Below are 22,920 nucleotides of genomic sequence, written 5' to 3'. Positions count from 1 at the left end.
TGTCAAATGACGATAATTTCAAAGGCGCCATACCGGCCATACGCCTCTTCCAATGCGGGGGGGATTACAATAGGGAGCTGCAATTCTCCTGAAAATCTCATGGACCGCAAGCCTCCATGGAACCACTTTAAGCAAAACCGGATCTGATCCGATCGGATCCCGTACCGACATGCCTGCTTCGTATGTCGGGTTTTCCGCAATGATCATATGTGTCCCTTACCACAGGACAAAACCGTAGATTTTAACCTGTAAAACGATGTATATGAAAATCGCACAAATAGCGCCACTATATGAATCGGTGCCGCCGAAACTGTACGGTGGAACAGAGAGAGTAGTCTCCTATCTGACTGAGGAATTGGTTAACCACGGCCACGAGGTCACGCTTTTTGCGGCCGGAGATTCGAAAACCAGGGCAAAGCTGATCAGTCCGGTCAGTTCGGCCTTACGGCTTGACCCGTCGGTGACCGACCCCATCGCGTTTCACATTATTCAAATGCAGGATGTCGCCGATCTGGCCGGAGAATTCGATGTTTTGCATTTTCACACCGATTACTTCCACTTCCCTTTTTCAAGCAGGCTTTCGAAGCCCGTGTTGACAACGCTGCACGGCCGTCTGGATTTGCCCGAGCTGCAACATATATACCGCAGATTCGACCGTCAGCATATTGTTTCGATTTCCAACCATCAGCGGATACCGTTGCCTGATGCCCACTGGTTTGATACGGTGTACCATGGACTGCCCGAACACCTTTATACGCCGGGCGCCGGCGACGGCGGCTACGTAGCTTTTATCGGAAGGATTTCTCGTGAGAAGAGACCGGACCGCGCCATAGAAATCGCAAGGCGGGCAGGTATGAAGATTAAAATTGCCGCCAAGATCGATAAGGCCGATCGTCAATATTACGAGAGCACGATCCGGCCGCTCTTGCAGCAGCCGCATGTGGAATTCATCGGCGAAATCGGTGAAGACCTGAAAGGACCGTTTCTGGGCGGGGCAAGAGCGCTGCTTTTTCCTATCGACTGGCCGGAGCCATTTGGCATGGTGATGATCGAAGCGATGGCCTGCGGCACACCAGTGATCGCATTCAGGAACGGTTCGGTCCCCGAAGTTCTGCAGGACGGTATCAGCGGTTTCATAGTCGATTCCGTAGACGAAGCTATCTCCGCACTTGGTCGTATCGGTCTGATAGACAGAAGAGAAGTCAGAAGGTGCTTCGAACAAAGGTTTACAGCCGGTGTGATGACGGCTAATTACGAGCGGATTTATGCAAGGCTTCTAGCCCGACAGCGGCAAGCCTCCGACACATCGCACTCGTTAAACAGTACTTTTTCAGCAGAAACCGCGGCGTAATTATGGAAGATCAGATCGCATCATTGAATACCATCGATATTTCATTGCTCGACGACCGGACGCAGGTGCTCAACTATGGGGATACATTCGCCATTCTCAACCGGTCCGGCGATGCCACAAGCTCCCGTGGACAAGCCTTTGGCATTTATCACAGGGATACACGCTATATCAGTGGCTTGTCCCTGTGGATCAACGGCGTGCGCCCGCGGTTGCTGGGGTCCTCGATCAAAGAAGAAAACGAAATTTTGTCCATTGACTTGACGAACCCGACGCTCGCACTCGATAACGGGCTGACGATCGAGCAGGGACAAATCCATGTAAGGAGGAGCCAGTTTCTGCGGTCGGGACACTTTTATGAAAAAATACAATTGCAATCCTTCGCCGGAGAGGCATTGCCCATCAAATTGGCACTCCGGTTCAGTGGTGATTTTCTCGATATCTTCGAAGTAAGGGGAATCAAAAGAGAAAAGAGGGGCTTGACCGGCACACCTGTTGTAAACGGCCGCACGATCATTCTGTATTACGATGGCCTGGACGGCATCAGAAGGACAGCCAGGGTAAATTTCCCGAGGGTTTTTGAATACGACGACAACATTCCCGCTGCGCATTTCAACTTTGAGCTGTCGCCCGGCCAGGCTGCGGAACTGGATTACTCCATTCATTTTCACGAAGAGCACCAGAAAAACGACGCTGCTCCCGAGCGCTATAAAGAGGCACGGAGCCTTCTCGAACCCGGATTACGCAAGACAAGTGCGATGTTTCCCCGCATCGAGACGTCCAACGAACAGTTTACGCACTGGCTGAACCGTTCCAAAATAGACCTGATATCCCTGCTGGCCGACACTCCGCAAGGTAAATATCCGTATGCCGGCGTTCCATGGTACAACACTGCCTTTGGCCGCGATGGGCTGATAACCGCCCTGCAAACCTTATGGGCAGCCCCGGACCTGGCCAGGGATGTGCTCTTTTTCCTTGCCAGCCGGCAAGCATCGGGATGGGACTCGGCAGCTGACGCCGAACCCGGCAAAATCATGCACGAAACCCGCAACGGCGAAATGGTTGCCCTGAACGAGGTGCCGTTCCGCCAATATTATGGCAGTATCGATTCCACGCCGCTGTTTGTCGTGTTGGCAGGAAAGTACTACGAGCGAACGGCCGATAAAGTCACCATAGAGACATTGTGGCCCAACATCAGGGCCGCGCTGGAATGGATAGACCATTTCGGCGACCTGGATGGTGATGGATTTCTGGAATATCAGCACAAAGCCGAAAACGGGTTGACCAACCAGGCTTGGAAGGACAGCTTCGACTCCGTTTTTTATGATACCGGGGAGCTTGCCGCACCTCCGATTGCCATGTGCGAGGTGCAAGGATATGTTTACGCAGCCAGGATTAAGGCAGCCATCCTGGCCCGGGTAATGCGTGAACCTGAACTTGCGACCCGGCTGGAAGAAAGCGCCCGGAAATTAAAAGCGGAATTCCATAAGCGATTTTGGGACGAAGCCCTTCAATGTTATGTACTGGCCCTGGACGGTGATAAAAAGCCCTGCCGCATTAAATCTTCCAACGCCGGGCAACTGCTATACACGGGAATCGTTCCGAATGAGTTTGCGGCGCCATTGGCTAACACCCTCTTAAAGCCGGATATGTTCAGTGGCTGGGGCCTGCGCACCGTCTCTACCGAATCGCCCCGGTACAATCCGATGTCTTATCACAATGGCTCGGTTTGGCCCCATGACGTCTCGTTGGTGGCGATGGGTATGGCCAATTACGGCCTGTACCGGGAAGCGCAGCAACTGGCCACTTCACTTTTCGATGCGTCGCTGTTCCTGCCGTTGCAGAGGTTGCCGGAGCTATATTGCGGCTTCGAACGACGCAAGGGAGAAGGGCCGACGCCTTACCCGGTCGCATGCTCGCCACAAGCGTGGTCGGTAGCCGCGGCATTTCAGGTTATCGAGGCGCTGTTACTTCCCGGTTTTAGTCCTTCGACAGATTCCCTGACTTTCCATGCGGATGGTTTACCCGATTATCTGGACGATATCCGGATAAATGGCCTCCGGGTTGGTCGCAGTACTTTTCAGATCATATTCAGAAGGGAATCCGGTGCGGAAATCATAAAAATGTAAACAGCCTCATTATCTCCCATCTTTACCCGGTTGGCCCATCCGTTACGAGCTCACCCGCATAACGGGAGTGCAACGCGACCGATGGGTCTTGCCGCACCGGATGGTGTTCGATAACCAACTATACTATGAAAAAGGTACCTATCTATCGAACACCTTACGTCCTGCCCATCCTCGAAAGCAATTCACTAAAAACCAACCAATTACACGAGTTGATTTTACACAAAAAAGGGGAAAGCACTGCTGCTTTCCCCTCAAGTGGAGATGGAGGGAGTCGAACCCTCGTCCAGAACAGGGAAAACCTGCGCCTTCTACATGCTTATCCGTGATTCGGTTTTCGAGCCTGACAAGGTTCCCGGCGGACCTGCGTCATAGCCTTAGATGCTAGGGTCTCGTTGGTTTTACGCATCAATATACCAACCAGCGCTGCGGTTCGACACCTCTGAACCCACCCGGCAGCACGTTAGGTGGAGAGATGATGGCATTTGGTTAATCCTCCGGATTAAGCAGCCATGGCGTAAGTAGATTCGCCAGTTATTGTTTGAGAATATTATTTCCGGGAGGTACTCTCAACTCCCGACATGCTTACACACAAGCCCTCAGCCCGCTGTCAAAACCAGTCACCCCCATTTGTTAGTGCAGCCTCGGACAAAGCCAAAGTTTGATTGCAGATAAGTTTACAAATTAAAAATCCGGAAAGTTCAGCCACATTCGAAAATTCTCGAATCGCCAGAAACAACCCGTTGAAAAACACGACCTTCGACCCAAAAAATATCCAGTCATTCAATCATTCAATCATTCAATCATTCAGTCATTCACTCATTCAATCATTCACTCATTAAAACTAAAACTCCCACCGGTAACTCAGCACGGGGATGAGGCCCAACTGTTTTTGGCGGATAATCTTTTTCTGAAATGCATCGTAGTAACTGAACGCCTCATTTTTAGTCCCGGATACATTCTGTAAATCGAGCGCGAGGGTCGTACTATATGACGTCCGGCTCTTTTTGAGGTAAATACGAAGGTCGGGGCGGAAGTAATCTTTCAGCTTTAATGCAAAAGGCTCGTCGTTCTTGTACATCGTTTGCTCTCCGTTTTTTGACGCTTCCAGATCGATGGGCGTTTCGCGGAAACCACCCAGCCAGAGAACTTTGGTATTAATTCCCCAGATACGGGCACCGGACTTAAACTCCTTTCCTCCCGTAAAACTGAATGTATGCCGACCGTCGAAGCGTCCCTTTTTGCGTTCGCCCCGGAACGTCAGATAGGTAGCGCTATACAACGACCCCGAAATCATCATATAAAAGTCATGGTTCAACAACTTCTGATACGTCGCTTCCAAGCCATAATTACGCCCCTTACCACTATTAGTCAGGCTCTCTCCTACTCTCGCTTCGATAAGGTTCAAAGCCGAAAAACCGGAACTGTTAGCCGGCACATCGAAATGTTGCTGCCAGTAAGCTTCTATTTTCAGGTTGTCATTCCTCTTAAAATCACGTTGATAACTGGCCGCAAAATGGTGCGCTTTGGCGGGTCCGAGGTTTGGATTGCCGGACAAATTCGTTGTGGAATAGCTAGCCGCATAAAGTTGGGCGAGAGGAAGCTGGCTATGCAGACCGTATGAAATCGTCACTTTCTGATTTTCGGACAGCTGCCAGCGTAACGCCGCACGAGGTTCGAGCGTGCGATGCGTACGCGCCCGCGGGAGGTCCAGTTTGCTGACCGTGGCGTTCAATCCGATTTCAGCTGTAATACCTGCCGCGAGAGGGACCGTCCATTCCGCAAAGGGCTGAAACAGCCGCGATCTCATTTCCTCATATTCGTACAGGGGGGCAAGACGGTCGTATTGGAACGTCAGGTACCAGCCCACTTTCAACTTGCTCTCACCCGCAAACCGGTAGTTGAAAATCATGTTCCCGGTAACCTTGCTTTTGGTAAGCGAATCGTCTTCGATCGGATACCAATATTCGGGGGTATTGGTATCCCCTTTGTAAAACGCCCGCGACGTTTGCAGGCCCGACATGACAAATTTCGTGTTGAGCACAGCCCTGTTACCCATAGGAAGCGTGTGCGTGACACCCGCAGCGCCCATTTTGTTTTTGTAAATAATATTATGCGAGTCTTTGAAAAACTCCCATTTTGTGGAGTCGGGCTCAGCCTTGAAGGTATTGCTGCTAATGCCTCCCAAACCGAAAACACTGAGATTACCCCCTTTTTTCATTGGGAAATTCAGATTGAACGAGAGATCCTGAAAACGGATATCCTCGCCCCCGAAATTCACACCCATCGCTCCAAGCAGACCGGTAAATGAATAGCGGTAGTTGATTAGGAAAGAAGCCTTCGACTGCTTTGAAAAAGGTCCCTCGGCCGCCACGTCCAGCCCGATCAGTCCGGCTTGTGCAGTAAACTCGCTACGCTCATCATTCCCTTTCCGCAGGCGCATGTCCATAACGCCCGCAATCGCATTACCATATTGTGCGGGAAACGCGCCATTCAAGAAATACGATGTCGCCAGTAGCTGTGTGCTCAGGATGTTCACTCCTCCTCCCGCTTGGGTCGGCCTGTCGCTGAATGTCCCCGCATTCGACAAATGGTTCGGATTTACAATCTCCACGCCTTCCAGGCGCCATTGCATGCTGTTCGGTGAATTCCCGCGTACCACTAGCCCGTTGGCCTGATCGTTGGCGGCGGCCACACCCGCGAAGGAGGTCGCTACACGGGCCGGGTCGAGATAGGTAGCCGCATAGCGCATGGTTTGCTCCGCGGTAATGGCCTGCACACTGTTGAATGCAGGGGGCCTGCTGCCCGACACAGTCGCTTCCTTCAATTGCCGGCTAGTGGCGCTGAGCCGCACGTCCTGCACATTTTCCTTGCCCGATTCGAGCAATATCTCCTGGACTACGAGGGTTTGATAACCGACAAACGATACCGTCAGCGTATGCCGGCCTACTCCTACTCCCTCAAAACGGAATAGCCCTGCCTGGTCGGTTATGCCGCCTTTGTCATCGAGCTGTACGGTCGCTTGGGGCAGCGGCAGTCCGGTATCGGCGTCTTTCACGCTCCCGCGCACAACGGAGGTAAATTCCTGGGCAAACACCAAATTGACAGAAAGAAACAGCAGTAAAATGGTACGTATCATAGATGGACGGTTGACATTCAAAACTATCGGTTACAAAAATAGAGTGAATCGTTGCACCGGACAACTCGCGTGAATACTATCCGCTGGTCGACAAGGAGGATTATTTCTCGAAGCACGTAAATGGTATCATCAAAAACTTCTTCAACAACTCGGTGACACAGTTCGGCTCGTTTTTCGCCCGCGATACGAGCATGAGCACGCAGGAGCTCGAAGAATTGAGGAACATTATCGACGAAGAAATTAAGCGTAAGCAAAAAAAGAAAAATAATGGGGCTTCCGCATAGGGGAAACTAAAAGCTGGGTTGTCAGAAACAAAACGAACACTCAATTTAACTGACAACAATTATGAAAAAACTGGCTTCTTTTCTGGCCCTTCTGCTATTTGTGGCGACGGCCTGCGACAGCGAAAAGGTAGTGGACGAAACCAAGCTGCCGGTCAATACACAGGATTATATCGAAGCCCATTTCCCCCATGCTCGCATCACGCAGGTGGTGCGCGACCGCGACGACCTGGAAACCAGTTATGACGTGATCCTGGATAATCAGGTCAAACTCGAATTTGATAAAAAAGGCGATTGTTACAGCATCGAAAGCCGCCACACGGAGAAGTTGCCCGATACGGTGATCCCCCTGAAAGTGCTCGAATATGTGCATGAGCATTATCCCGATGCATTTATTACAGATTGGGAGAAGGACAAAACCGATCAGGAGGTGCGGCTGTCGAACAATAAGGAGCTGGTATTCAACCTGGCGGGTACTTTCCTTCGCATTGATGACTAGATAGATGTTTATTGAACTGAAAAAGCAGGGCGGATTTGCCCTGCTTTTTTATGCCCCCACAGCGCTATTTGTCGTACTTTTGCCGCTCGCAGCATTGACTACCTACTATGAAAGTGGAAGATATAGAATCGTTTTTCAAGGATTTACAAGACCGCATTTGCACAGCCATCGCAACGACGGATGGCGGTGCTACCTTTCATGAAGATCTGTGGCAGCACCATTCCGGCGGCGGCGGCCGCACGCGCCTGATTCAGAACGGTGCAGTGATCGAAAAGGGAGGCGTTAACTTTTCGAGCGTTAAAGGTGAGGTACATCCCAGGCTGCGCGCACAAATGAACCTGCCCGAAGACGCAAACCCTCAGTTCACGGCCACGGGCGTGTCCATCGTGATGCACCCGCGCAACCCGCACGTACCCATCATACACATGAATGTCCGCTATTTCGAACTCGACAATGGCACGTGCTGGTTCGGCGGCGGCATTGATCTTACACCGCATTATGTGGTGGCAGAAGATGCCCATGCCTTCCACCAAACCTTGAAGGCCGCCTGCGACAAGCATCATCCGGAATTTTATCCTGGATTCAAAACCTGGGCCGACGACTATTTCTTCATTCAGCACCGCAACGAAACACGGGGCATAGGAGGCATTTTCTTTGATTACCTCAAACCCGACGAGCCAGGGAATGGTCAGGGCCTGTCCAAAACAGAGCTTTTTGAATTTGTAAAGGAGGTAGGTGAAAACTTTGCCCCTATTTACACGGCACTCATGCAGAAATATGCGGACAAGCCATTTACCGAAGCGCAAAAACAATGGCAATACCTGCGCCGGGGCCGTTATGTGGAGTTCAATCTGGTGTGGGACCGTGGTACGAAGTTCGGGCTGGAAACCAATGGCCGCACCGAATCAATTCTGATGAGTCTCCCGCCTCAAGCCAACTGGGAATACAATTTCATACCGGAGCCGGGGACTGCCGAGGCGGAAACCTTAAACTGGCTCCGCAAGGGCGTGGCCTGGTAATTCCCAGGCTATCTCTTTCCGGTAATACAAATGGCCGTTTTCAACCGTCAGCGGGGAATCAAAGTTGTTGGTATAGAGCTGGCCGGTGCCCAATCCCTGCGGTAGCGGATTGTTGAATGACGCGGTGTATTGCGCAATGGCATTAAGGCCAATGTTGGATTCGAGTGCGGAGGTGATCCACCAGCCGATATGCAGCCGGTTTGCGATTTCAATCCACTCGCTGGTGGCAGTGAAGCCCCCCAGCAATGTTGGTTTAAGGATGACGAAAGGCGGTGCGAGTTTTTTGAGCAACGCAAACTTGTCGCGGTAGTTGGGAATGCCGATCAGCTCCTCATCCAGGGCAACCGGTACCGGCGAAGACGCGCAAAGTTCGGCCATCAGCTCGTGCTGGCCTGCCTTCACAGGCTGTTCGATCGAATGCAGGTCGAATGCGCTCAGCCTTTCAAGTCGTTCCTTCGCATTGTCCGCTGTAAACGCCCCGTTCGCATCGACGCGCAAGGTAATCGTGTTTTGGTCAAATCGTGCGCGAACGGCTTCGAGAATGTGGCATTCCTGTTCGAAATCGATCGCTCCCACTTTCATTTTAAGTGTGGTGAAACCCTGCGAGAGCTTTTCCTCCACCTGCGCGAGCATGTTTTCGTAGGAGCCCATCCAAATCAGCCCGTTCATCAGGATACCCTCGCCATTTCCTGAAAAACCATTCTTGAACAGCAGTCGCTGCCCGCCGTTCATAATATCCAGCAAAGCCATTTCAATACCCGCCCGAATGGAAGGCAGGTTTTCGGGGATCAATTGTTCGAGGATAATACCCAGGTTGAACGGAAATACATCCAGGTCGAGCTCATTGAAAATGCTGCATACATCCGCCAGCTGCGCCTCGAAGTCCGGAATATCGTCGATACTCAGCCCGGGTAACGGTCCGCATTCACCATAGCCGGCCACCCCGGGTTTCTCAGAGTCGGTAACGATGATAATCCAGGATGTCTTTTGTGTAAGTACCCCGCGAGAGGTGCCCGCTTCCTTGCGAAAATGAAGCGTATGTGGCTTATACACAATTTTTAACGGCATGATTTTGCGGTGTCAGATTTTAAAAGGGGCACAATATTAGACAAAATTTACGTAATTATGCACCAGGATGAAAGAGCTGCCCTGGATAAAAAATGCATTGCTGCCCCTCTCGTGGATCTACGGCGCCGTCACAGATGTACGTAACTTTCTGTTCGACAACGGCATATTGCAATCCGAAAAAGTACTACAAAAAGTAATCGTGGTAGGGAATCTAACCGTTGGCGGGACAGGCAAAACGCCGGTCATCGAATACCTTGCGCGGCACTTTGCCCCCAAAATCCCGACGGCCATACTAAGTCGCGGATATGGTAGGCTAACCAAAGGCTTCAAGCTCGCAGACAGCTCCTCCTCTGCTGCGACAATCGGCGATGAGCCTTTTCAGTTTTATAGTAAATTTCAAAACGAGGTCATAGTGGCCGTTTGTGAAAAACGGGTCGGGGGCGCAGATAGTATTCTTCATTTTTATCCCGAAAACAAACTACTGCTGCTTGACGACGCATTCCAGCACCGTGCCATTCAGCGGGACGTCAATATCTTGCTCAACGACTATAACCGGCCCTTTTACGAGGACCATCCTTTCCCTGCCGGACGGTTGCGCGAAAGGAGGCATGGCGCGCGGCGCGCAGATGCCGTGATCGTCACCAAATGCCCGGTAAACCTTCCCGTTTCGGAAAAAGAGCATATCGCTGAAAATATCCGCCGCTATACCCGCGCCGGTGTGCCGGTTTTCTTCGCTACCACCCGTTACGATGACCCGCAGTCGTACGAAGGCGGACCTGTTGCGTTAAAGAATGTTAAAATGGCGGCCGGAATCGCAAATCCGCAGCCATTCGCCGCATATTTGGCTGCCCGATTCAGCGTTACAGATGAAAAGGTTTTTCCGGACCATCACAATTACACGCCAAGTGACGTCGAAGACCTGATTAAGAACCTAAAAAACGATACTTTTGTGGTCACGACTGAAAAGGATATGGTCAAATTAAAACCATTGGTGGTCGCAAAAGGCTGTGCGGAAAGGTTTGCATACGTTCCGGTTTCCGTCGATTTCGGGGACGATGAACAGGTTTTCGCGCAATGGGTCACATCACAGACCACCGACCGGTTTTGAAAACGGCAGAACGAGTTTCCCTCTATGAGAATTGTTTTATATAGCTTCCTGTGTGTTTTATGCAGCTTCATTCTAACCATCCCCACAGCCAGCGGCCAGGTGAAGCTTCCGGGCAATATCCGGATGCCCAGCGGCGGCGGGGGCGGAGGTTCGCGCGGAGGCGGAGGGCAATCCATTCTCGACGATAGTACCAAGAACGTCTACGGCCCGCATTCGACCCTGCATTTTTACGAGCACGACATTCTCAACAACCGCGATTCGGTACGGTACCGCGTAGATACGGGCATGACCAACTTCCACCGGTGGATGCCGATGGATAAGGCCTGGGGCAAGCTGGTCGACCTCGGCAATAACGTTACAGCTACACGCAACCTGTTTTTCCAGCCTCGCGAAGATATCGGTACACAGCTCGGCCTCCGGGTGTATGACGCCTATGCGATCAAACAGGAAGACGTCGCTTATGTAGATACCAAATCGCAGCATACCGAGCTGGATTTTATGTCGGGTCCCAAAAAGACCTCGCTCGGTACTTTCGCCTACACCCAGAGTGTGCATTCCCGGTTCAACTTCGGGATACGCGCTACGCGTCTGACTTCCAACAAAGTATATGGTTTTGCCAATTCCATCGCGTCCGCGGCATTGCTCGGACGGAACTGGACTTTCCTGGCGCACACCAGTTTCTTTTCCAAAAATAAAAAGTACCTCATCCTCGCCCATTACCGGCATTTGAACATGAAGGTGGCAGAACAGGGCGGTGTAATACCCAATGTCGAAAACGGTGTGGTTGACAAATATTCGTATGACGGTGCCGCCCGAATCAGCGACAATGCCAACTCCTGGGAACGACGCCACGTTTTCCACGTTTACCAGCAATACCGACTGCTCAACGGGTTCCAGCTCTTCCAGCAAGCCGATTTGCAGAGTACCATCGACCATTATACCGATCTGCAAATCGACCGCGGACTTGAAAAAGGGATTTATCCTGCCTCCAGATTCAGCACCGAGCAAACCCGTCAGGATATTTACTACAAGCTGCTGGACAATAAAGTCGGGATCAAAGGTTTTTACGAAGGGTTCAATTACCGCGCCTATGTTCGGCAGCGGTTTTACGGGATGCGCGGCGGCGCGCAGTCGAAGAACGAAACGGGCGATCCTTATGCGACTTACCGCACGGGTCTTAAATTCGACAACATCATCGGCGCGTGGCTGGGTTATTACCTGAAAGATTCGGTACAATACCTGACGGCCGAGGCTGATCTGAACCTCGCCAAAAACGTGGAGTACCGTTTGAAAGGCGAGCTGAATACCCGCTGGGGAAAAGCCGGGTTCCAGAGTATCCAAACGGCCCCCGACCTGCTGGTACAGCGCTATCTGAACAACCATTTTGACTGGCGGAACAATTTCGATCCTACCAAGGTCCAGACGATCTTCGCATCGCTCGTGCTGAAAACGAAGAAAATAGAGTTTGTACCCGAAGCACAGATACATCAGATCAACGACTACATTTACTATGACACCGCGGCCGTGCCCCGGCAGCTTAATGCAGGTTTCCGATTGTTGCGCCTCGGCTTCAATTCCGGTATTCACCTCAACCGCTGGAATTTCACGACCATGGGTTATCTCACCCTGAACGACAACAAAGACGTTATGCGCATCCCGACGGTTTTCGCGAGCGGCGAGGTTACTTTTGATTTTGTGTACGCCAAAGTGCTTTACATCCAGCTCGGTCTCGCGGCACGTTACCGCTCGTCCTATTTAGCGGACGCTTATATGCCCATTACGCAACAATTTCATTTACAAGACAGCACAACGCTAGCCCAGAATGTCGTGGTAGACGGTTTTGCCAATGTGCGGATCAAACGGGTGAGGTTATTCTTTAAAATGTCTTATCTTAACCAGGGCGGCAACTTCGGTCTTTTTCCGAAAGGGTATTATGTGACGCCTGATTACCTGGGCCTTGCAAGATCATTTTCGTTCGGGATCAATTGGCCGATGTTCGACTAGCTGAACAAACTTTTGACCAATATGGCTACATCACTCACAACGCTCGGGCTGGAACTTCCGACCGATCCCCGCTGGACCGACATTGCCTCCATGCAGATCGGCGATGTTTTGATAGACCACGCCTATTGTGAGCAAAAAGCTGCTTCCAGCTGCATTTCGCTCATCGTGCATTATCCCGACAAAGCATTACTGGTTGAAACCCTTACGCCCATCGTAGCCGAAGAATGGGGGCATTTCCAGAGAGTTTTGAAGGAATTGAAGAAAAGAAATATCCCGCTTGGCCGGCAACGGAAAGATGAGTATGTGAACCAGCTCATGCAACTCGTTACTAAAGGCGACGCCAACAAAATGTTTCTCGACAGGTTGCTCATTTGCGGGCTGATCGAAGCACGGAGCTGCGAACGTTTCAAGCTGCTTTCGGAAAACCTGGAAGACGAATCACTGCAAAAGTTCTACCGTGAACTGATGATTTCCGAAGCCGGGCATTACCGCACTTTTCTCGAACTCGCCGAAACTTACGTTCCGGCAGAGAAAGTAAGGGCGCGCTGGAAAGAACTGCTGCACGCCGAAGCCGAAATCATGCAATCGCTCTCACCGCGCGGCGACCGCATTCACTGACATTTACATCCGCATCCCGATGCCATCATTCCTGAACCTCGTCGCCAAACGGATCCTGGCCAATCATACCTCGCTCGACCATGTGCAAATAGTGGTACCGACGCGGCGGGCTGCATTTTTCCTCATGCAGGAGCTGGCCAGCGAAACCAGCGAGGCAATGATGAGCCCAGGCATTATGGCGATCGACGATTTTGTGGAAAGCATTTGCAGCCTGGAAATAGAGGACCCGGTACACCTGCTGTTCGATTTGTACGAAACTTTCCGGGAAATAGACCCGGATGTGCAGTTCGACCGCTTCATGGGTTGGGCGTCGGTATTGCTGAGCGATCTCGACAAAATCGACCAGTATCTCGTCAAAACCGATTTCCTGTTCGAATACCTCTCGGAAGCGCACGCACTGGCACGCTGGCAGGAAAGCCTGCCGGAAGGCAAGTCGCTGCAAGGAGAAGGCGGTTCCAAACAGTATTTCTCCCTTTTCGAGAATATCAATAAGGTTTACCAGTCATTCAGGCAGCGGCTGATCGCCAAAGGGAAGGCCTACCGCGGAATGGCTTACCGCGAGCTGGCCGAAGACATCGGTAGTCTCACGGAAGCACGACCGGAAAGCGAACGAATTTATTTTGCGGGTTTCAATGCATTTACCGCCTCTGAACGGACGATCGTCACTGCATTAATCAAGGCTAAAAAGGCCGAGGTGCTGTGGGATTCGGACCGGTATTATATGTCGGAGAATACCGTGGTGGAGGCCGGCAAGAGCCTCCGCGAGTACCAGCGGAGCAAGGAATTCGGGGAATGGAACTGGACCGGCGACGACCTGCTTTCGACCGAAAAGCACATTACCATTTACGGCGTTCCCAATGCGACCCTGCAAACGAAAGTCGCGGGAGAGCTTTACCAGCAGATGAAGCGCTTCGACCCGGACGACGCTCCTATTCCTACCGCTATTGTCCTCGCCGATGAAAACCTGCTCCTGCCTATGTTATATTCGCTGGACCAGGAAGTGCGTGACCTGAACGTCACCATGGGCCTTTCGATGCGCAATTCGCTGCTTTACACATTGGTGGACGGCATTTTTGAATTACAGCAAAACGTGGTGGAGTTCAGGACCCGGAGCGGCAAAATGATCCGTATCCCGAAATTCGGGCACAAATCCATTGATAAGATTCTCAATCACCCGTTCATCAGGCATTACGAGCACGTTGCGCTCACTCCGCTCAAAGACGGGCAAACGATCATCCAGCGAACGCTTCGCGAGATCACCGAAAGCAACCAGGTATTCCTAAGCTCTGAAGAGCTGATTGCACTGGGCGACAATCATCCATTATTCCAGATCCTTTTCACGCATTGGCAGAAAAACAATGCCCAGCAGGTGATCCGCTCGTTTTACCAGCTGATTGAGCTTTTGCGGGAGGTTTACAAGGATTACAAGAATGCACTGGAAACAGAATATCTCTATCTTTTTTACACACTACTTAAACAATTCGAGCAAACGATCGAAGAGCGGGCGGAACTGATCACGCTGCGAACGCTCAAATCGTTTATGTTCGAGCTGATCCGGCAAACCCGCATTCCTTTCAGCGGCGAGCCGATCAGTAACCTGCAAATCATGGGGATGCTCGAAACCCGCGCGCTCGACTTCGAGCGGATTATTATATTGTCCGTCAATGAAGGCATTATTCCCCAGGCGAAGCGGCAGAACTCGCTAATCCCGTTCGACGCAGCGCAGGCCGTAGGGCTGCCTACGCACCAGCATCAGGAAGCGGTGATGTCTTACCATTTCTACCGGCTGCTGCAACGCGCTTCGGAAGTACATATTCTCTACACGAGCACTAACGACGCCCCTGGCGGAGGAGAAAAAAGCCGGTTTGTAAGGCAAATCGAGTATGAACTGGCGGAGTACAACCCGCTGATCCGCATTGAGAACAAAACCGTCGTTTTCGAGGCACAGCAGCAGCGGGAGCTGAAAGAAGTAGTACATAAGGACGACGCGCTCATAGCAGCCATTCGCGCCTACCTCGACGGCAAGGGCATTTATCCTACACACCTCAATGAGTTTATCCGCTGCTCCATGCAGTTTTATCTCAAACACATTGCCGGGGTAAAAGAGAAAGAGGAGGTCGAGGAAGAGCTCGGTATGGACAAAATCGGCACCTGGCTGCACGCATCTCTGGAACGCCTCGACCATGAATTTTTCCTGCTCGACAACGACCCGTCGGAAGAGCAGATTGCGACCGTGCTCCGCGAAGAATTCGACCGGCTTTTCAAAGGCTACGTAACCGACCTCGGCCTCAACCGCATTTATTATCAGATCGGTGAGCAGCAGATATTGACCTTTCTTCGCCATCATATGGCGCAAAAGCCCCGGAGGAAAATCCTTGCGGCCGAGCAGCCGCTGCACACGCGCATCCAGCTCGTGCTGCAAGGCGCATATACGCCCGTACGCGTTGGCGGAAAGATCGACCGCATCGAATTGGCGGAAGACGGGACTTTGTATGTAATGGACTACAAGACCGGCAGCGTGGAACTGACCGGCAAACAAAAACTCGCCGATCCCGTTGGCCGCGAAGAAGTCATCCGTTCCGATCCTGACCGCAAAATGGGTTACGTGCGCCAGCTCTGGATTTATGAATATCTGATGTACCGCCGGATGAAGGAAGAAAACGGCCTGAAACTGCGTGGTACCACCTACAATTTCGGCGAGTACGCTGTCAAATCGGGCTTTTATTCGTTCCGTGATCCGAAAAACCTCATTGCAAATCCACTGGAAATTACCGAGCAGCTGGCGCCGCAGGAATTCATCGAAAAATCGGAGGTGATTTTGACGGATATACTCAATGTAATGCTTGACCCGGACGTCCCGTTCAGCAAAACCGACGACCTCACAACCTGCAAATTCTGCGACTTCACCGGCATCTGCGGGCGGTAAATTGCCGCTTGAAAAATACCCGCAAAGCCTTGCAACCATTGTCGTAACAAAGCGGTCATTTTCAAAAAAACGTTTACGGTATGATCGTTGCAGCAAAGTTGACCCTCTTCATTATCTGGCTAATGGCCTTTGTCGTCACCTGCCTCATCGTAGGCATTACGTTCCCGGTGATTGTCCTGTTCGACAAGTTTCAAATGCACTTCAAAGAAGTATCCTTATAATACCAAATCGAAATGCCTCTCAAAAAATAAAGGCGGGTGAGTAATCTCATCCGCCTTTTTGCTGCATTGTAAATGCACTATTTCTTTTTGAATTCCAGGTAAACTTCCTCGTTGGGCGCTCCGCTGCTCGCCTCGGACGATTTCAGGGTAATATTAATCTGCGACACCCCGCTTCCATTCACGATCCGGCTACCGAGACCACTCAGCCGAACGCTCAGAGCTTCTCCTGTGCTCTGGGTAACATTTACTTTCTCATTCACCTCAAAGTTGTCCTGTGCAGTGGTTTTCACCGCTACTAACGGATATTCCTGCGTAAGGTTAATGGTAGTACCCGATACTGTAACCTTCGTTGCTTTGGTGTATTTGATGTTCAACTGGTTTTTCGCTTCGGTGGTGATGTCCCATTTATAATTGCTGGTGATCCCTCCCTCCACGGTGGTGGTTTCATAAACTCCTACAAAGCTTGTTGCATAATCCGTTTCCGGCTCAGGGTCTTTCTTGTCGTCCTTGCAAGCGCCCATCAGTAGTACCAGACAGCAAAAAATCAGCTTTTTCATACTTCAATTTTAAGAGTAAACAATATTTCAAATATAAACACGCATCCTAAATTTCCTACTATAACGGCACCGTCCCGGGATACGCATATCGGGGCAATAATTTGTTCATTTCAAACTGATTCAAAACGGCAGCTTTTCTAGGTCGACATTACCTCCAGAAATAATGATACCCACCTTTTTACCTTCAAAGACAGGTCTGTTTTTCAAAACAGCGGCAGTAGATACCGCACCGGAAGGCTCCACCACGATTTTCATTCGCTCCCACAAATAGCGCATTGCCTGAACAATCTCCTCATCGGAAACCGTAAAAATATCAGTCACCTCAGCCTTGATGATCGGGAAAGTTTTATCGCCCAGGTACGTGAGCAGACCGTCTGCAATGGTGTTCACATAGGGTGCCTTTTCGATCTTATCGCTTCTGAAAGACAGCACGGCGTCCGCAGCGCCCTCGGGCTCGCCTGCGTATACCTTCGTGCGCGGGGAAAAATATTTAGCCGACAGCGCAGTCCCGCTCAGCAGGCCCCCTCCTCCTACCGGCGCAACGATGGCATCCAGCGCCATGGCCAAGTCCTCGATCAACTCCTTCGCAGCGGTTGCCTGTCCGGTAATCACTTTGTAGTTATTGAATGGGTGTATAAAAGTGGCCCCCGTGCGAGCGACGATCTCGTCCACCGTCCGTTGCCGGTCTTCCGGTGTGTTTTTACAAAAAGTAATCGTTGCTCCGTAACCCTCCACCGCCGCTATTTTGACTTTCGGCGAATTGTCAGGCATCACGATATAACATTTTGCCCCGACCTTCTGCGCCGAGAACGCGATCGCCTGTGCATGGTTCCCCGATGAATGTGTAATGACGCCATTCCCGAGCTGCTCCTCCGACAGCGAAAGCACCGCATTCAACCCTCCCCTCGCTTTGAATGCACCGATCTTTTGCAAGTTTTCGCATTTGAAATACAGTTCCGCGCCGGACAGATCATTCAGAAACTGTGAAGTGAAAACGGGAGTGTGATGAATGTAGGGTTTGACGAGCGCGTGCGCCGCCTCAATGGTTGCTCTGGTAGGTACAGTTCCTGTCATATGGGTGTATATTATGAAAATCGTTCCTATAATAAAAAGAAAAAGGCCCGTCTTGTTACCGACGGGCCCTTATCTGAAAAATTCACCAGTTTACCTTATTTACCAGCATTTGGCGTGTAAAGGTTGAAGAACTGATCCAATTTCGGCGTAATGATGATTTCGGTACGACGGTTCAGGCTGCGGTTAGGCGCTGAATCGTTAGCCACTTTGGGGAGATATTCTCCACGGCCGCCAGCGATCATACGAACCGGCTCAACACCGTATTTCTTTTGCAGCGTACGTGCAACAGCGGTTGCGCGCAATACGGAAAGGTCCCAGTTATCAGCTACTTTATCTGTTGAGATAGGTACGTTATCCGTGTGACCTTCGATCAGGATTTCGATTTCTTTGTAGTCGTTCAGGATTTTCGCCACCTTGCTCAACACGTTATCAGCTGCGGAATTGATAACGGAGCTTCCCGAGCGGAAAAGCATTTTGTCGGAAAGGGAAACGTAAACTACGCCCTTTTTAACTTCGATCTGAACGTCTTCATCGCTTACATCAGCCAATGAACGTTTCAGGTTCAGTACGAGCGCCATGTTCAAAGAATCTTTGTGCTGGATGCTTCTGTTCAAATCGCGGATCTGTGCACCTTGCTGGTCCATCATCGCAAGTGACTTCTTGATGCTTTCCGAGCCTTCTTTCGAGATTACCGAAAGGTCCGACATACGGTCAAGAAGGTTGTTGTTGTTCTTTTTAAGGAATTCAACCTGTTCTTCCAGCTCTTTCAATTTCGCGTTTTTGCTGGTCAGTTCGTCGTTTTTTGCCTTCAAATCATTATTCAAGCTAGCAGTTCTGCTATCACAATCATTCAGGTCGGCTCTTGCTTTGTCCAGTTGGATTTGGATCTCATTGGCTTGCTTCTGTGCTGAGAGCAATTTTTTCTTGCTGGCACATGAGCCCAGTACAAAGAGCATAGCAACGGCTAAAAGCGTTTGTTTCATAATCGTCTAGGGTTGTTAAAAATAGATAAACACTGTTAAGTAAAACATTTGGTAACTACACTGATCGCTATCAATAATCGAGCCACAGACATTAATAGTCGCCGCCCGGGGTGCTTTCAAAACGCGAAAGTACAAAAAAAGGGAAGAATGTCGTAGCGACACTTTCCCTTTTTCGCAATGTAATATAGTATTTTACCTAATAAGGCATCGACCAGAACGGGTTCCTGCGCGCCTTGATGCTGTCGCGAATGTGTACGGACACAATATCCTCGTATTGTTTGTTGTTAATTTTGCGCCCTTTTATCTTTTTCGGAAGATTAATATCCTCTGCGGCAACCGGTTTCATTTTAATATCGATGGCACTGATAATAATATCGCCGTCATTGATATCTAGTTCGAGAATCATCCCCGGTAAGCCGGTGTACATTTCCGGTCCACCCGAGACCGGCAGATCATTGGCGAACCAGGCCGTGATCTTTTGGTCTTTGATCGTATCCTCCGTAACGGCCATCATACACATGTGCCCCGCCACTTCCTTGATCTTGTTCATCACTTTCCAGCTCGGCGCTTTCAGCGAATCCTCTATCACGTAGGTCTTGCCCAACATGCCAATAATATCCGTTCTGGTCTCTTTCTCGAAATTGCGGTAAATCTTGTAATCCGCCTCGGACCACGACCAGCCGTGTTCATTCTCAATGACCTTGGGATAACCGTAAAAACTCTGTTTCTCATTGAAATACAAGGTCATTTTCTGCTTGTACTCGTCGTTTTTGCCCCAGGTCTGCTTCATCCGGTCCTTTTCTTCATTACTCAGGAAGCTCAGACGGGAGTTGATTTTTGTCCAGTAATACACCCTTTCATAGGTGATTTCGCCTTCCAGGTTTTGTGCAAATAATGGCGCGGATGCAATCGCCATCATGAATATCCATATTCTGATTGTTCTCATGACTTGGTTTATAACTAATTAATAGAATCCACTGCGTTTTACGGAAGCCGTCATACCTCTCATATTATAGGTAAAACTCAGCATGAAATACCGCGACAAGGTTGCCACACGACGCTCGGAATAATAGTTCTGACTCGTGTTCTGGCTGATACCCAGGTTTCTTTTGAACACGTCGTTAGCAGTAAGACGGATTTCGCCTTTTTTGTTTTTCAAGATCAATTTGTAAACCGAAAGCGTCAAAATAGGCACCTGCTGGTTGAAACCGAACTGATCGTTTTTATAAGTCCGGTAATTGAGGCGACCGTTAAAGTAAATTTCTTTCGGCATCTTGATATTCATGTCGGCATTGTAATTCGCATTGAGGATTTTCTGGTTCTGATTCGTGTTAATCGAATACTTTGTTTCACTGATATTCCAGTTTGCATTGGTATAAAGCGTAAACACATCGCTCGGCGTCAAATCCAGTCGTGCCCCAAAGTTGTAGCCATCTGTATTCGTCTCGTTTTTGACATTGTTAATATAAGTCAGGTTATTACTGAAGTTAATACCTGTATTCACCCCAAATGTCGCCTTGGTCTTCTTCAACGGAAACCCGAAACCGATGTAAGTACCATAATTGTTTCCTCCGCTGATGTTCATCGGCTTGGTTGTCGTTACCAGATCAGCATTGATGGTCCGGTTATAGACGATCTGATCCTCATTATAATTGTAATAGGCATTGATATACAAGTTGGTGAAGCTCGCCGGGTTGAACATATTGAAACCTGCATATGCATTGTGCGTCGTCTGCGGGATCAGGTCCGGGTTACCTTCCACGATGTAGAGCGGGTTGCTGTTGTCCACGATCGGTTGCAAATCGGTAACCGACGGCTCGCGTACGTTCAGCCCATACTCGGCATAGAGGTATTTGTTGTTTTTCAGGCTATAATTCAATGAAACGTTCGGTACCAGCTTTTTGAACGTGCGGTCGACGCGGGTCATGTTCTGCTGCGACTCATCGAGCGCGAACTTGCCTTTCAGATCAAACTGCACGCCCGCGAGTCCCAATGCGAGGTTCAGTCCCTTGTGTGAATAGCGCACGCTGGTTCCGAGACGATTGAAGGTGAAGTCGTTGGTATAATAACGCGTCAGGAACGGATTCACTTTATCCTCTGTACCTTCGACATCAAAAACATCCCGATCGACTTTGTCTTTCCGCATGCTGTAATTATAGAAAGTCTCCCAGAAAAACTTCTTGGCGAAAGGCTCTACGTACGACAAGCTTCCTTTAAAATTTCCCCGCGTGCTCTCGGTTTGCTGCAATTGGTTGATGACACTATTCTTGGTAGAATCCTGCAAGAACAGGTTCACCGAGTTCTGACGGCGGTCTTCATCGGAATTATTGATATTATAACCTACGCTGGCCGCAAAGTTTCGTCCCTTTTTCTTGAACTTATGACGGTACAACAGCAGGTTGGCCATGGCAAACGAGTTATAATCGCTCAGATTCTTCACATCCGACCGGTTGGTGAGCATATTCGCATTGCGATAGGACTGCGTTTCGCTCGAATACTCATTATCTCCACTGTTGATCCGCGAGTTGCTGATCAGGATCAGCGTGTTGAGCGAGTCGATATTGTGCTCGAAACGGAATGCCGGACGATGATTGCCCGTAAACCCAAGCGTCTTGTTTTTACCTGCCGTGATATAGGAATCATTGGTGAGGAAGTTCTCGGAGCTAGTCTCGACGTCCGTAACCGAGCGCGTCGAGTTATAAAAATAGCTGGTACTCAGCTTGGTTTTCTTGGTATCGAAGTTATAGTTGGCACCGCCGGCCCAGTTTTTGGTAAAACCTTCCGAGCCTTGTCCGCCCCAGTTGGGCTGGATCGTAATGTCGTCGCCACCGTAATAGCGGCCACTGCTGAAACCGAAATCACCGTCATCGCCCCAGTTGAACGACTGGCTGCCTTTGAAGTCCTGATAATCATTCCGCGCGATACCAGATTGGTTCGTATTATTTCCAAATCCCAGCACCGCAAACTGCTGCTTTTCGTCGAAACGGTTGTAGCTCACCTTGCCTTCGAGCCGCGAGTCCGTTCCAACACCCGCAACGGCCTTACCGAAGCCGCCCTTTTTATGGCTGTCCTTCAATTCCAGGTTCATGGTTTTCTCCCGCTTGCCATCGTCCACACCGGTCGCTTTGGCCTGCTCTGTCTTACCATTAAAAACCTGTACTTTGTTAATTGCCTCAGCCGGGAGGTTTTTCGTGGCCATTTTGGGATCGTCGCCAAAAAAGCGCTTACCGTCTACCGTTACACGTTTGATCTCTTCGCCCTGTGCCCGGATGTTACCGTCGCCATCCACCTGTACGCCCGGGAGCTTACGCAGAAGGTCTTCTACCGATGAGCCCGGAGGTACCTTAAATGCCTTGGCGTCAAATTCGACCGTGTCCCCACGTATACTCAGCGGTGCCCTGGCGGTTTTGATTACCACTTCGTACAATTCCTTTTGCAGGACCTTCATTTTAGCCTTTCCAATATCGACAACTTCCTGATTTTTAGGATCTATTATCTCCTGATAAGGTACATAACCCACATAGGATACTTTAAAAATGTAAGTTGCACGTTTAAGGTTCTTCATTTCGAATGACCCGTCTTTGGCGGTCCTTCCGAAATTGACGAGCGAGGAGTCCTTAGGCAACAGCAACATGATCGTCGCTTCGGGTAATATCGTCCCGGAGGTATCGGTGACGGTTCCTTTTAACGTAAATCGCCCTCCGGTCTGCGCGTGCGCAGCGAGCATAGGAAGGCATAACCATAACAGAAGTAGGATTTTTTTCAAGGCTAGTTTTTTGGTGGTTATGTGAGTAGAGGTTTGTAACTGAGGTATTACATTTTTGCAATTATAGAGAATGCAAACCAAGTTTACAACTAAAAATATAGTTAAAACGTGATTTTATATCGAATTGAGAAATATTTAACTTTTATTAAGAATAACAACTGTGAAAGTACTCTTTTTGGTATA

The 22,920-nt window shown here is 50.1% G+C and carries 17 protein-coding genes and 1 other RNA gene; 10 read left to right on the top strand and 8 right to left on the bottom strand.

Annotation, left to right across the window (positions count from 1 at the left end):
* Positions 1-262: 262 nt before the first annotated feature.
* Positions 263-1,351, top strand: coding sequence for a glycosyltransferase family 4 protein (locus tag ACQ4MZ_RS04855; RefSeq protein ID WP_430843452.1), 1,089 nt, complete (start codon positions 263-265; stop codon positions 1,349-1,351).
* A 2-nt stretch (positions 1,352-1,353) separates the two neighbouring features.
* Complete coding sequence (locus tag ACQ4MZ_RS04850; RefSeq protein WP_430843451.1) at positions 1,354-3,477, top strand: amylo-alpha-1,6-glucosidase; 2,124 nt, start codon at positions 1,354-1,356, stop codon at positions 3,475-3,477.
* A 253-nt stretch (positions 3,478-3,730) separates the two neighbouring features.
* Here ACQ4MZ_RS04850 and ssrA read toward each other — a convergent pair.
* Together ssrA and ACQ4MZ_RS04840 are read right to left on the bottom strand one after the other, a co-directional pair.
* Positions 3,731-4,102: a transfer-messenger RNA gene (gene ssrA / locus ACQ4MZ_RS04845) on the bottom strand.
* 216 nt (positions 4,103-4,318) lie between these two features.
* On the bottom strand, positions 4,319-6,613 hold the full coding sequence (locus ACQ4MZ_RS04840) for a TonB-dependent receptor (RefSeq protein ID WP_430843450.1): 2,295 nt from the start codon (positions 6,611-6,613) through the stop codon (positions 4,319-4,321).
* A 47-nt stretch (positions 6,614-6,660) separates the two neighbouring features.
* Here ACQ4MZ_RS04840 and ACQ4MZ_RS04835 point away from each other — a divergent pair, with 47 nt between their 5' ends.
* From ACQ4MZ_RS04835 to hemF, 3 genes are all read left to right on the top strand, one after another.
* Complete coding sequence (locus tag ACQ4MZ_RS04835; protein WP_430843804.1) at positions 6,661-6,897, top strand: BlaI/MecI/CopY family transcriptional regulator; 237 nt, start codon at positions 6,661-6,663, stop codon at positions 6,895-6,897.
* 61 nt (positions 6,898-6,958) lie between these two features.
* The gene (locus tag ACQ4MZ_RS04830) at positions 6,959-7,393 is read left to right on the top strand and encodes a PepSY-like domain-containing protein (RefSeq protein WP_430843449.1); all 435 of its coding nucleotides are present in this window, start codon (positions 6,959-6,961) and stop codon (positions 7,391-7,393) included.
* Positions 7,394-7,500: 107 nt separating this feature from the next.
* Entirely contained in the window at positions 7,501-8,412 is a 912-nt protein-coding gene (gene hemF, locus ACQ4MZ_RS04825; RefSeq protein WP_430843448.1) for an oxygen-dependent coproporphyrinogen oxidase, read from the top strand.
* Here hemF and ACQ4MZ_RS04820 read toward each other — a convergent pair.
* Positions 8,380-9,480, bottom strand: coding sequence for an o-succinylbenzoate synthase (locus ACQ4MZ_RS04820; protein ID WP_430843447.1), 1,101 nt, complete (start codon positions 9,478-9,480; stop codon positions 8,380-8,382). The genes hemF and ACQ4MZ_RS04820 overlap by 33 nt on opposite strands.
* A gap of 67 nt (positions 9,481-9,547) precedes the next feature.
* Here ACQ4MZ_RS04820 and lpxK point away from each other — a divergent pair, with 67 nt between their 5' ends.
* The 5 genes from lpxK to ACQ4MZ_RS04795 all read left to right on the top strand — a co-directional run bounded on the left by lpxK (position 9,548) and on the right by ACQ4MZ_RS04795 (position 16,357).
* A complete protein-coding gene (gene lpxK, locus ACQ4MZ_RS04815; RefSeq protein ID WP_430843446.1) occupies positions 9,548-10,588 on the top strand; it encodes a tetraacyldisaccharide 4'-kinase in 1,041 nt (346 codons plus the stop codon).
* Between the two features lie 24 nt (positions 10,589-10,612).
* Positions 10,613-12,592, top strand: coding sequence for a putative porin (locus ACQ4MZ_RS04810; RefSeq protein ID WP_430843445.1), 1,980 nt, complete (start codon positions 10,613-10,615; stop codon positions 12,590-12,592).
* 21 nt (positions 12,593-12,613) lie between these two features.
* Positions 12,614-13,210, top strand: coding sequence for a tRNA-(ms[2]io[6]A)-hydroxylase (locus ACQ4MZ_RS04805; protein WP_430843444.1), 597 nt, complete (start codon positions 12,614-12,616; stop codon positions 13,208-13,210).
* 19 nt (positions 13,211-13,229) lie between these two features.
* On the top strand, positions 13,230-16,136 hold the full coding sequence (locus tag ACQ4MZ_RS04800) for a PD-(D/E)XK nuclease family protein (RefSeq protein WP_430843443.1): 2,907 nt from the start codon (positions 13,230-13,232) through the stop codon (positions 16,134-16,136).
* Between the two features lie 80 nt (positions 16,137-16,216).
* Positions 16,217-16,357 carry a hypothetical protein gene (locus ACQ4MZ_RS04795; RefSeq protein WP_430843442.1) on the top strand — a complete coding sequence of 47 codons (141 nt, stop codon included), beginning with the start codon at positions 16,217-16,219 and terminating at the stop codon, positions 16,355-16,357.
* Between the two features lie 77 nt (positions 16,358-16,434).
* Here ACQ4MZ_RS04795 and ACQ4MZ_RS04790 read toward each other — a convergent pair whose 3' ends face one another.
* From ACQ4MZ_RS04790 to ACQ4MZ_RS04770, 5 genes are all read right to left on the bottom strand, one after another.
* Positions 16,435-16,914 (bottom strand): hypothetical protein, encoded by a 480-nt coding sequence (locus tag ACQ4MZ_RS04790; protein WP_309987900.1) that lies wholly within the window; start codon positions 16,912-16,914, stop codon positions 16,435-16,437.
* A gap of 120 nt (positions 16,915-17,034) precedes the next feature.
* Positions 17,035-17,988 carry a threonine ammonia-lyase gene (locus tag ACQ4MZ_RS04785; protein WP_430843441.1) on the bottom strand — a complete coding sequence of 318 codons (954 nt, stop codon included), beginning with the start codon at positions 17,986-17,988 and terminating at the stop codon, positions 17,035-17,037.
* A gap of 95 nt (positions 17,989-18,083) precedes the next feature.
* On the bottom strand, positions 18,084-18,971 hold the full coding sequence (locus tag ACQ4MZ_RS04780; protein WP_430843440.1) for an OmpA family protein: 888 nt from the start codon (positions 18,969-18,971) through the stop codon (positions 18,084-18,086).
* A gap of 196 nt (positions 18,972-19,167) precedes the next feature.
* Positions 19,168-19,917 (bottom strand): GLPGLI family protein, encoded by a 750-nt coding sequence (locus ACQ4MZ_RS04775; protein ID WP_430843439.1) that lies wholly within the window; start codon positions 19,915-19,917, stop codon positions 19,168-19,170.
* A gap of 18 nt (positions 19,918-19,935) precedes the next feature.
* The gene (locus ACQ4MZ_RS04770) at positions 19,936-22,737 is read right to left on the bottom strand and encodes a TonB-dependent receptor domain-containing protein (RefSeq protein WP_430843438.1); all 2,802 of its coding nucleotides are present in this window, start codon (positions 22,735-22,737) and stop codon (positions 19,936-19,938) included.
* Positions 22,738-22,920: the final 183 nt, after the last annotated feature.

Source organism: Dyadobacter sp. BHUBP1, from assembly GCF_050587785.1.
In the GTDB taxonomy this organism is placed as follows: Bacteria; Bacteroidota; Bacteroidia; order Cytophagales; family Spirosomataceae; genus Dyadobacter.
The sequence above is the reverse complement of the archived record's forward strand: the minus strand, read 5'-3'. Positions and strand labels throughout refer to the sequence as shown.